This window comes from Flavonifractor plautii ATCC 29863 (assembly GCF_000239295.1).
GTDB classification, from domain to species: domain Bacteria; phylum Bacillota; class Clostridia; order Oscillospirales; family Oscillospiraceae; genus Flavonifractor; species Flavonifractor plautii.
The window spans coordinates 1-8,969 of record NZ_JH417850.1 but is presented as its reverse complement, the minus strand read 5'-3'; the positions used below and the strand labels follow the sequence as shown (position 1 = coordinate 8,969).

Sequence of the window (8,969 nt, the reverse complement as noted above, 5' to 3'; positions counted from 1 at the left end):
CCGCGCAAATGAAATCAAAGGGTTCCCGCGCAAAGTGTGCTTTGCGTGGGACTCACCCGCACCGGCGAGTACCTGGAGCGCTGCAAGGCCTGATCGCCTGCCGGGCTTCCGCGGAAGCGGAAGGGCATCGGCGGGTGTCGGGGGCCCCGCGCAGCGGGGCGCGCCTCCGGCGCGCACAAGGGTTTTGCCGGAGGCAAAACCTTGGCGCAAGGCGGAATTCAGTTCCGCCGCGCAAATGAAATCAAAGGGTTCCCGCGCAAAACGTGCTTTGCGTGGGATTCACCCGCACCGGCGAGTATCTGGAGCGCTGCAAGGCGTAAGCGCCCGAACGCCCGGGAACAGGCGCACAGCGAACCGCGCAGACGAAAAAGCAGTTGTGCCGTAGGCGCAAGATGTTTTTTGCGGAGCGGTAAGCAGTGTGCCGTCGCGGAGGGTGTGAGGCGCGATAGCTGACGCTGTAAAGGCGCATCGTTTTGTGAAGGCCCTTTGGGCCGCCTGTGAAAAGGAGATTATTATGACTATTTCTGAGAAGGTCGCGTATCTGAAGGGTCTGGCCGAGGGCCTGGATCTGGACACCGCCAAGTCCAAGGAGGGCAAGCTCATCTCCGTAATGATCGGTATCCTGGAGGAGATCGGCATGTCCATCGAGGATCTGGAGGAGAACACCGTCGCCCTGGGCGAAGAGATCGACGCCATCTCCGACGACCTCTCCGACGTGGAGAAGGCCGTGTTTGACGAGGATGACGACGATGATGACTGCTGCTGCGGCGACGAGGACGACGATTTTTTTGAGGTGGACTGCCCCAACTGCGGCGACACCCTGATGATCGACGAGTCCGTCCTGGAAGAGGGCGTGATTCAGTGCCCCGGCTGCAAGCAGAAGTTTGCGCTGGATCTGTCCGACGACTGCTGCTGCGGGGATGACGACGGGGACGGCGAGTGCGGCTGCGGCTGTGAGGAGCACGACCACGAGTAAGAGAACCCCCTGAGCGGGCGCCTTGAGCGGGCGCCCGCTCTTTTTTGTGGAACTACGCAGGACCGCGCCCCATAGCGCCCGCTTTTTGTAGAAAACAGCACCGCAGGTCTCTTGCGCGGCGCTGGATGGCATAGTATAATGAAGGAGTTAACTTAGGTAAACTAAACTTTTTGAGTGGAGCGGCTATGAGGACTCAGACGGAACAGAATGAGAGAACCCTGGAGGAGGTGGCGCCGGGTGAGCGCGGCGTCATTCTCCAGGTGGGCAATGAAAACGGCCCGGTGAAGCGGCGGCTGGTGGATATGGGGCTGACTCCGGGCACCGAGGTCACGGTGCGCAAGGTAGCCCCCTTTGGCGATCCGGTGGAGCTCAACCTGCGGGGGTACGAGCTGTCCCTGCGCAAAGCGGACGCGGCCCAGATCCGGGTGGCGACCGGCGCGGAGGGGGAGCGGCGCGCCCAGACACGTCGGCGGCGCATCGGCATGGTGCAGCACATTCCGGACGAGGAAACCCTCCGCCGGATGGACGCCGACCACGCCCATGAGGCGGCGGAACACGGCGGCGTGCCCGACTACGCCAGCCACGACACCCGGGAGATGAAGCTGGCCCTGGTGGGCAACCCAAACTGCGGAAAGACCACCCTGTTCAACGCCCTCACCGGCTCCAACCAGTACGTGGGCAACTGGCCGGGCGTGACAGTGGAGAAGAAGGAGGGTCGGGCCCAGGTGGATGGCAAGTCCGTCACAGTGGTGGATCTGCCCGGCATCTACTCCCTCTCCCCCTATTCCATGGAGGAGATTGTGGCCCGGGATTTCATCGTGGGGGAGCGGCCCGACGCCATCATCGACATCATCGACGCCACCAACATCGAGCGCAACCTCTACCTGACCGCCCAGCTTCTGGAGCTGGAGCGGCCTATGGTCATAGCGCTCAACTTTATGGACGAGGTGGAGAAGCACGGCGACCACATCGACGTGGCGGGGCTGTCCAAGGCCCTGGGGGTGCCGGTCATTCCCATCACTGCTCGGTCAGGGGAGAACATCCAGACTCTGCTGGAGGCGGCCCACCGGCAGATGCACGTGGGCGTCACCATTGAGCCGGATGATCTGTACGACGGCTTTACCCACCAGATCCATCACAAGGTGGGCGAGCTGATCCACGACAAGGCCTACGCCGCCCATATCCCCGCCCACTGGGCGTCTATCAAGCTCATCGAGGGGGACGCCCTGGTGGAGAAAGCCCTGGGCCTGTCTCAGAGGGAGCGGGACGAGCTAGAGACCGTCTGCCGGGAGTATGAGGGGGCCTATGATCTGGGCGACCGGGAGACCTTGATCGCCGACGCCCGCTACCAGTTCATCCAGACCGTGGTGGCCCAGTGCGTCAGGCGGGGCCGCCCTCTGGGGGCGCCCACCCTGTCCGACCGCATTGACGCCATCGTGACCCACAAGGTTCTGGCCATCCCGGTGTTCCTGCTGATGATGCTGTGTATGTTTGCCCTCACCTTCGGGCCGGGGCAGATGCTGGCCGACGGGGTGGACGCCCTTATCGGCGGCTGGTTTGCCGGGGGTGTCCGCTCCCTCCTGGCCGCCGCGGGTACTGCACCGTGGGTGGAGGCCCTGCTGGTGGACGGCGTCATCGCCGGTGTGGGCGGCGTGCTCACCTTCCTGCCCCAGATCGCCATTCTATTTCTGTTCCTGTCCTTCCTGGAGGATTCAGGCTACATGGCCCGGGCGGCCTTCATTATGGACCGGCTGCTGCGGCGCTTCGGCCTGTCCGGCAAGGCGTTTATCCCCATGCTCATGGGCTTCGGCTGCACCGTCCCGGCAGTCATGGGAGCCCGCACCATGGAGAACGAGAAGGACCGCCGCATGACCATCATGCTGGTTCCCTTTATGTCCTGCTCCGCCCGGCTGCCGGTGTACGGCCTGCTCACCGCCGCCTTCTTCCCCCAATACGGAGGGCTGGTGGTATTTTCCCTCTATCTGCTGGGACTGCTCTTCGCCATCGGCTCGGGCATCCTCCTCAAGAAGCTGGTTTTCCAGGGAGAGCCCGCCGCCTTCGTGCTGGAGCTGCCCCCCTACCGCCTGCCCACCCTCAAAAATATCGCCCTCCACGTGTGGGAGAAGGTAAAGGGCTTCCTGGTGAAGGCGGGCACCCTGATTCTGGCCATGAGTGTGCTGCTCTGGTTCCTTCAGTCTTTCGGCTTTGAGGGCGGGACCTTCGGCATGGTGTCCAACGAGGAGTCCTCTATCCTGGGCTTCGTGGGCGGCCTCCTGGCTCCCCTGTTCGCCCCCCTGGGCTTCGGCACTTGGCAGGCGGCGGTGGCCCTGCTCACCGGACTGGTGGCCAAGGAGATGGTGGTCTCCTCCATGAGCATGTTCTACGGCTTTTCTGTCACTGCCAGCGGTGCGGCGATTGCCGCCGCCCTGGGCGGCACCTTCCAAAGCCCCCTGGCCGCCTATTCTTTCCTGGTGTTTGTCCTGCTCTATGTGCCCTGCGTGGCGGCGGTGTCCACCATCCGCAAGGAGATGAACTCCACCAAATGGACCCTGGCCTCCATCGGCTGGCAGCTGGGGGCCGCCTGGCTGGGCTCCTTCCTGGTCTATCAGCTCGGCTCTCTTGTGCTGCGGGTGATAGGATGTTAAAATATATCGTATATACCGGTGTGGCGGCGCTGATCGTATGGGCGGCGGCCTACCTGATCTACCGTTTCCACCAGAGTCTGAAGGGCAAGCGGGGGTGCGGCTGCGGCGGATGCCCTTCCTGCCCCCACACCCGCTGCCGCCACCGCAGGACATAGGGGCCGATGCCCACATCGGCCCGCAGCAAGGAGGCGCTCTTATGGACCATCAACTCAAACAGCTTCAGGACTGGATCAGCGAGAGCCGGCATATCGTCTTTTTCGGCGGCGCGGGGGTGTCCACTGAGAGTGGTATCCCCGACTTCCGCAGCGTGGACGGCCTGTACCACCAGCAATACGCATTTCCGCCGGAGACGATTTTAAGCCACAGTTTTTTTGAGCGGAATCCGGAGGAGTTCTACCGATTTTACCGCAGCAAAATGCTCTTTCCGCAGGCCAGGCCCAATGCAGCTCATTGGAAACTGGCGGAGCTGGAGGCGGCGGGAAAGCTGACCGCCGTGGTGACTCAGAACATCGACGGGCTCCACCAGGCGGCGGGGAGCAAAACGGTGTACGAGCTCCACGGCTCCGTCCACCGGAACCACTGCATGAAGTGCCGCCGGTTCTACGGCCTGGACTTCCTGCTGGAGACCGGCGGCGTGCCCCACTGTCCAGCGTGCGGCGGGGTGGTGAAGCCAGACGTGGTGCTCTACGAGGAGTGCCTGGACGAGACAACCATGGAGGGCGCGGTGGAGGCCATCGCCGGGGCGGACATGCTGATCATCGGCGGTACCTCCCTGGCGGTGTACCCGGCGGCGGGGCTGATCCGCTATTACCGCGGGAATAGGCTGGCCCTGATCAACAGGAGCGCCACCCCCTACGACAGAGAGGCCGGCCTGGTCATCAATGCCTCTCTCGGCGAAGTACTGGGAGCCATCCGGGTATAACAGAAGGGCGTCCGCGTGGACGCCCTTTCAATTTTTTTGTTGAAAATCGATAAAACCCATGGTATACTCTCCCTAAAGGGGGAGATACCATGGAAAAAACCGCTGTGCAGAAGCTGGCCGGGGTACTGAAGATCCTGGTGACTATCACATTCGTGTGTAATCTCATTGTCCTGCCCTTGGTGCCGGTACTAGTGTCCGTTGCTGGGTGCCAAATCCCATTGCCTGAGCTGTTAGGCAATCTGACAGCAGAACCACCGTTGCCTGGGGACGACTGGCCCTATTTTTCGCCTGGTCTACAGATGTTTCTGGTAGTAGTGGGGGCTTGGACGGAGAATTTTGCCTTCACCTTTGTCCTCACCCTTTTCCTCCTGTTCTGCGGCATCTGCACCGCCGTAATTTTGTGGCAGGGCCGCCGGGTGCTGGGCACCATCCTGACGGGCGCCCCTTTCCGGGCGGAGAACGGCGTCAGCCTCCGCCGGGCGGCGGTGTGTTGCTTTTTGATCGCCGCTGCCGCGCTGGCCCGGGTGGTGTGGGGGCTGTTCTACTACGGTTCCATCGCGCCCCTGCTGACCTATAACGCCCTGTTTGTCCCCATTTTTATCCTGGGCGGCCTGCTCTGCCTGGTCATGTCCGCGCTGTTCCGTCAGGCGGCGGAGCTGAAGGCGGAGAATGATCTGACTATTTGAGGAGGGGGAGCCATGCCCATTGTCGTCAACCTGGACGTGATGATGGCCAAGCGGAAGATGAGCCTCAACGAGCTCTCCGCCCGGGTGGATATCACCCTGGCCAACCTGTCCATCCTGAAAAATAACCACGCCAAGGCGGTGCGCTTCACCACGCTGGAGGCTATCTGCAAGGCGTTGGACTGTCAGCCAGGCGACCTGCTGGAATACGTGCCGGAGTCGGCAGAACACCCGTAGGGGTGGCCTTTGGCTGTCCGTTTTTTGTTATATTCAAAAAAATATTATTGAAATTCGATAATAATAAATTGACAAACAATCCCTCCTGTGCTATCCTCAGAGACAGACAGGAGGGATTGCTTTATGATACGGATATGGATTGCGATGATGTTGGCACTCCTGCTGCTGGCGGGCTGCGGTGGGGAGAAGGACGCCGGTTACGTGGCCCGGAAATTGGATATTGTGCTGCCGCAGCCGGCGGCAGTCACCTCCGGGGACAGCCACGGGGGCTTCCACGGGGACGGCCTGCTCCACATGGAGCTGACCTTTTCCCAAGAGGACGCTCTGGCGGTGGAGGAGGCCGTATCCAGCGTGGGATGGAGTCTGTTTCCCATGGAGCCGGAACTGGAGGAGCGCCTCTACCCGGACGGCGCCGGCGCGTCGGACTGGCCGGACTGGCCCGTGCCAGCCCGGGGGTGGTGGTATCTGGAGGACCGTCAGGAGGACGAGACGGAGGATATGTGGCAGCGGTACTCTTACAACTATACCTTTGCGGTCTATGACCCAGATACCGGCATCCTGTACTACCAGGAGCTGGACACCTGAGACAGGAGGAATGTCGGAATGGACGATCTGAGCACCCTCGGCCCGCTGGCGCTGGGCCTGTTGGCGTGGGCGCTGGGCCTGGCAGCCCTGATGACCCGCCGGACGGGACTGTGCGCCCCCAGTCTGGGGTGCTGCGCCGTCGCTCTGTCCCTGGTGCCTCTCCATGTCTACCTGGAGGTGGAGGCGGGCGACTTGTCCGCCATTCAGGATACAGCGCACGCCTTCGCCCTCAGCGCCGCCGCTCTGGTCCTTGGAACCCTGGCGCTCAACGCCGCGGCATGGCTCCGTACCAGATATAAGGAGTGAGACAAATGGAGGAGAAAAAGACTATCCCGGTAACGCCGCCCGTGACGGCGGCCCGGCGGGTGTTTCCGGTGGACGGGAGGGATCGGGCGCTGCTGGTTCTGGCATGGGGCGTGGGCGTCCTGTGCGCGGAGGCGCTGCTCTGGGGCCTGTCCGGCCTGGGGATGACCCTCCTGGCGGCGGCATGGTATGGCGTCCTGTTCTGGTACGGCGGCGCCGCCCCGCTGGCCAGGCGGGAAAACCGCCTTCTTCTGTACGCCGTGGGCCTGTTGGCTCTGACCTTCGCCCTGTTTGCCAATCCGTGGCTCCGGCTGTGGAACACACTGGCCCTCGTTCTGCTGATGGGAATTCAAATGGGGGGCTGGCCGGGGATGGAGGTGTATTCCGTTGGGACATCCGCCATGTTGGGGGAGCGTTTCCTGCGGGTGATGGGCGGCCTGTTCGGCTATCTGGGCGCGTCGGTTCAGGCGCTGGGCTCCATTCGGGGCCTCTCCCGCAAAAAGATGCCCTATGTCCTGGGGGCACTGCTGGTGTGCGTTCCACTGCTGATGGTGGTCTTTCCCCTGCTCACATCGGCGGATGCGCTGTTCGCCCAGGTGACCCGCCGGGCGGCGGACTGGTTTGATGAGCATCTGGCGCTGTGGGCCCTGCGGTTGATTTTCGGACTGCTTGTCGCCCCATTCCTGTTCGGGCTGCTCTACTCCCTGCGGCGGCCGGAGCCGCTGAAGCGGCTTACCCGGCCCGTGGAGGGACTTTCAATGGAGGCCGCAGGGCCGGTCACCATCCTGGCAGTACTGGATGTCCTGTATGCCTTCTTTCTGGCGGTGCAGTGCGCAGCGCTGTTCGGCGGCGCTGACTACCTGGCCCAGGTGGGAATCAGCTATGCGAGCTATGCCCGCAGCGGTTTTTTCCAGCTTGTGGCCGTAGCCGCGGTCAATTTGGCCTGCCTGCTGGCCTGCCTTGCTCTCTGCAAGGGTGAGGGGCGGGGGCTCAGGATGGTGCAGGTGCTGGGTACACTCTTGGTGGCGGCCAGCGGCGTGCTGCTGGTATCCGCCCTGTGGCGCATGAACCTCTATGTGGGGGCCTATGGGTTGTCCTTTAAGCGGGCGCTGACCTATTGGGGGATGGCCGTGCTGGCGGTGCTCCTGGCAGCCGCCCTGTGGAAGGTGTGGCACCGGCACTTCCACTGGTTCCGGGTGCTGCTGAGCGTGGGGGTGGCGGGCTGGCTGCTCCTTAACTACGCCAATGTGGACGACTTGGTGGCCCGCTACAACATTGGCCGCGGCCTGGACACCGGGGCGGTACTCTCCGCCTCGGACGGACGGCTGGGGGCCCTGCCTGCGCTGGAGGAGCTGCTGGAGGCCCAGCCGGAGGAGACAGAGCTGCGCCAGGCGGTGGAGACGCTTCGGGACAGCGCCAGGTGGCAGGCCGCCCATTGGCAGACCTGGTCGGTGGCCGCTTGGCGGGGGCAGTAGCAGGAACAAAAACCGCCCGGACAGCGTTTGCCGTCCGGGCGGTCGCCCCTCTGCTCAGAGGGGGCCGGTGCAGAAAAAGGTGAAGCGGCCGCTGGCATATACCGTACCCGCTCCGTCGTCCACGGTGATGGATACCAGGCAGGTGGTGCGGCCACGGTGCTCCACCCGGGCCCGGGCGATCACCTGACCCGCTCTGGCGGAGCGGATGAAATCAAGGCTGCCGTGGAGCGTCACATACTTCCGGCCGTCGGTCCGGCAGGCGCTTCCGGCGGCACAGTCGGCCAGCGTGTAGTAGGCCCCTCCGTGGAGCAGACCATAGGGGTTTAGACTATCCGGCCCGATCTCCAGGATGGCCTCCGCCGTGCCGTCCCCAGTTTGATGGGTCGTGATACCGTTATAGATGGCAAAGGCGTTGGCCCTTGCAATTGCGTCAAGCTGTGCTTCGTCTGCCATGTTTCCCGATTCCTCAATCTTTCAGAATGATGCGGTCGCCCTCGATGCGCTCCACCGTGGCGAGGGCCTCTACCCGGATGCCCATCCGCCGCAGAACACGGCCGCCGTCCCGCATGGCCTTTTCGATGGCCACGCCCACGCCGGCCACCTCGCCGCCCGCCTTGGAGACGAGTTCCAGCAGGCTCAGAATGGCCTGCCCATTGGAGAGGATATCGTCTACCAGGAGAACCACGTCGTCCCCGTCCAGGTACTTTTTAGAGACCCGCAGGGTATAGGACTTCTCCAGAGAGAAGGAGTGGGTTTCGGCCGAGTAGACCTCCGGATCGATGTACCCGGTCTGGAACTTCTTCGCATAGACCGCCGGGACATCCAGAGCTCGTGCTACAAAACAGGCCAAGGCGATACCGGAGCTTTCCGCAGTCAGTACCTTGGTGATCCTCACACCCCGGAAACGCTTTGCCAGCGCGTTTCCCATGTGCTCCATGAGATTTATATCCATACAGTGATTGAGGAACATGTCCATGTGGATGATGTCCCCCTCGCCGACCACCGCATCGCTTAAAATCCGTCGTTTTAATTCTTCCATGGTACTCCCTTCCGTCCAATGCACGGTTTCAATGCTTCTGAATAAGATTATAAACTATTTTACACGCCCCTGCTGTAGGTTTGTCAAACATATTGGACGGTGAA

The 8,969-nt window shown here is 62.6% G+C and carries 11 protein-coding genes; 9 read left to right on the top strand and 2 right to left on the bottom strand.

Going from position 1 to position 8,969, the window contains the following annotated elements; genetic code table 11:
- The first annotated feature begins 514 nt into the window (after nucleotides 1-514).
- The 9 genes from HMPREF0372_RS17460 (at nucleotide 515) to HMPREF0372_RS17425 (ending at nucleotide 7,826) form a co-directional block, all read left to right on the top strand.
- Nucleotides 515-976, top strand: a complete 462-nt coding sequence (locus HMPREF0372_RS17460; RefSeq protein ID WP_039997983.1) for a CD1247 N-terminal domain-containing protein — start codon at nucleotides 515-517, stop codon at nucleotides 974-976.
- A gap of 185 nt (nucleotides 977-1,161) precedes the next feature.
- Nucleotides 1,162-3,621 carry a ferrous iron transport protein B gene (gene feoB / locus HMPREF0372_RS17455; protein ID WP_007495430.1) on the top strand — a complete coding sequence of 820 codons (2,460 nt, stop codon included), beginning with the start codon at nucleotides 1,162-1,164 and terminating at the stop codon, nucleotides 3,619-3,621.
- On the top strand, nucleotides 3,615-3,776 hold the full coding sequence (locus HMPREF0372_RS20220) for a FeoB-associated Cys-rich membrane protein (RefSeq protein ID WP_007495428.1): 162 nt from the start codon (nucleotides 3,615-3,617) through the stop codon (nucleotides 3,774-3,776). The genes feoB and HMPREF0372_RS20220 overlap by 7 nt, the downstream gene beginning before the upstream one ends.
- Before the next feature lie 41 nt (nucleotides 3,777-3,817).
- The gene (locus tag HMPREF0372_RS17450) at nucleotides 3,818-4,543 is read left to right on the top strand and encodes an NAD-dependent protein deacylase (RefSeq protein ID WP_009259216.1); all 726 of its coding nucleotides are present in this window, start codon (nucleotides 3,818-3,820) and stop codon (nucleotides 4,541-4,543) included.
- Nucleotides 4,544-4,632: 89 nt separating this feature from the next.
- The gene (locus HMPREF0372_RS17445; protein ID WP_007495424.1) at nucleotides 4,633-5,229 is read left to right on the top strand and encodes a DUF2975 domain-containing protein; all 597 of its coding nucleotides are present in this window, start codon (nucleotides 4,633-4,635) and stop codon (nucleotides 5,227-5,229) included.
- A 12-nt stretch (nucleotides 5,230-5,241) separates the two neighbouring features.
- Nucleotides 5,242-5,463: a helix-turn-helix domain-containing protein gene (locus HMPREF0372_RS17440; protein ID WP_007495422.1), complete on the top strand. Its 222-nt coding sequence runs from the start codon at nucleotides 5,242-5,244 to the stop codon at nucleotides 5,461-5,463.
- A 123-nt stretch (nucleotides 5,464-5,586) separates the two neighbouring features.
- Nucleotides 5,587-6,048: a hypothetical protein gene (locus HMPREF0372_RS17435; protein ID WP_007495420.1), complete on the top strand. Its 462-nt coding sequence runs from the start codon at nucleotides 5,587-5,589 to the stop codon at nucleotides 6,046-6,048.
- An 18-nt stretch (nucleotides 6,049-6,066) separates the two neighbouring features.
- Nucleotides 6,067-6,354, top strand: a complete 288-nt coding sequence (locus tag HMPREF0372_RS17430) for a hypothetical protein (protein ID WP_007495418.1) — start codon at nucleotides 6,067-6,069, stop codon at nucleotides 6,352-6,354.
- A gap of 5 nt (nucleotides 6,355-6,359) precedes the next feature.
- Nucleotides 6,360-7,826: a DUF4153 domain-containing protein gene (locus tag HMPREF0372_RS17425; protein WP_007495417.1), complete on the top strand. Its 1,467-nt coding sequence runs from the start codon at nucleotides 6,360-6,362 to the stop codon at nucleotides 7,824-7,826.
- A 54-nt stretch (nucleotides 7,827-7,880) separates the two neighbouring features.
- On the opposite strand, the gene HMPREF0372_RS17420 is transcribed toward HMPREF0372_RS17425, so the two are convergent.
- Nucleotides 7,881-8,279: a PaaI family thioesterase gene (locus HMPREF0372_RS17420; RefSeq protein WP_007495415.1), complete on the bottom strand. Its 399-nt coding sequence runs from the start codon at nucleotides 8,277-8,279 to the stop codon at nucleotides 7,881-7,883.
- Nucleotides 8,280-8,292: 13 nt separating this feature from the next.
- Nucleotides 8,293-8,865 carry a xanthine phosphoribosyltransferase gene (locus tag HMPREF0372_RS17415; RefSeq protein WP_007495412.1) on the bottom strand — a complete coding sequence of 191 codons (573 nt, stop codon included), beginning with the start codon at nucleotides 8,863-8,865 and terminating at the stop codon, nucleotides 8,293-8,295.
- Nucleotides 8,866-8,969 lie beyond the last annotated feature (104 nt).

What these genes read in the sequence shown, in the direction of transcription:
- HMPREF0372_RS17460 (WP_039997983.1), top strand. Translation starts at nt 515, where the DNA reads ATGACTATTTCTGAGAAGGTCGCGTATCTGAAGGGTCTGGCCGAGGGC.
- feoB (WP_007495430.1), top strand. Translation starts at nt 1,162, where the DNA reads ATGAGGACTCAGACGGAACAGAATGAGAGAACCCTGGAGGAGGTGGCG.
- HMPREF0372_RS20220 (WP_007495428.1), top strand. Translation starts at nt 3,615, where the DNA reads ATGTTAAAATATATCGTATATACCGGTGTGGCGGCGCTGATCGTATGG.
- HMPREF0372_RS17450 (WP_009259216.1), top strand. Translation starts at nt 3,818, where the DNA reads ATGGACCATCAACTCAAACAGCTTCAGGACTGGATCAGCGAGAGCCGG.
- HMPREF0372_RS17445 (WP_007495424.1), top strand. Translation starts at nt 4,633, where the DNA reads ATGGAAAAAACCGCTGTGCAGAAGCTGGCCGGGGTACTGAAGATCCTG.
- HMPREF0372_RS17440 (WP_007495422.1), top strand. Translation starts at nt 5,242, where the DNA reads ATGCCCATTGTCGTCAACCTGGACGTGATGATGGCCAAGCGGAAGATG.
- HMPREF0372_RS17435 (WP_007495420.1), top strand. Translation starts at nt 5,587, where the DNA reads ATGATACGGATATGGATTGCGATGATGTTGGCACTCCTGCTGCTGGCG.
- HMPREF0372_RS17430 (WP_007495418.1), top strand. Translation starts at nt 6,067, where the DNA reads ATGGACGATCTGAGCACCCTCGGCCCGCTGGCGCTGGGCCTGTTGGCG.
- HMPREF0372_RS17425 (WP_007495417.1), top strand. Translation starts at nt 6,360, where the DNA reads ATGGAGGAGAAAAAGACTATCCCGGTAACGCCGCCCGTGACGGCGGCC.
- HMPREF0372_RS17420 (WP_007495415.1), bottom strand. Translation starts at nt 8,279, where the DNA reads ATGGCAGACGAAGCACAGCTTGACGCAATTGCAAGGGCCAACGCCTTT.
- HMPREF0372_RS17415 (WP_007495412.1), bottom strand. Translation starts at nt 8,865, where the DNA reads ATGGAAGAATTAAAACGACGGATTTTAAGCGATGCGGTGGTCGGCGAG.